The following is a 575-nucleotide window of genomic DNA, read 5'->3' on the forward strand; positions in this document are numbered from 1 at the left end:
ATCATGAACTACCTGCACCAATTCACCTTCGGGATCTATCCCTACATCGCGCTCGCGATCTTCTGCTCGGCAGCCTGATCCGCTTCGACCGCGAACAATACACCTGGAAGTCCGAGTCCACCCAGGTACTGCACCGCGGCAGCCTGCGCTGGGGCAGCCCGCTGTTCCACATCGGCATCATCGGCCTGTTCTTCGGCCACGCAGTCGGCCTGCTGACCCCGGTCTGGGTCTGGGACAGCCTCGGCGTGCCGCACGGCGCCAAGCAGCTGTTCGCCATGGTCGCGGGCGGCATCATGGGCACCCCGTGCCTGGTCGGCATCGTGCTGCTGCTCGCGCGCCGGATCGCCAACGACCGCCTGCGCCGCACCACCACCTTCAAGGACAAGATCGTCCTGCTGTGGATCCTCGGCACCCTGCTGCTGGGCCTGAGCTCGATCTTCGTCTCGGCCGGCCACATGGACGGCCACATGATGGTGCTCCTGATGACCTGGGCCCAGCACATCGTCACCTTCCGCGGCGACGCCGCCGGCTTCATCGTCGACGCGCCGCTGGTGTTCAAGCTGCACCTGTTCATG

Annotated in this window: 1 pseudogene; it reads left to right on the plus strand. The window is 65.6% G+C overall.

The features are described 5' to 3' along the window. Window positions 1–3: 3 nt before the first annotated feature. Window positions 4–575, plus strand: a pseudogene (narI, locus tag QWL29_RS26580) (respiratory nitrate reductase subunit gamma); the annotation flags it as partial.

Source organism: Massilia brevitalea, assembly GCF_030711405.1.
GTDB lineage: Bacteria > Pseudomonadota > Gammaproteobacteria > Burkholderiales > Burkholderiaceae_D > Telluria > Telluria brevitalea.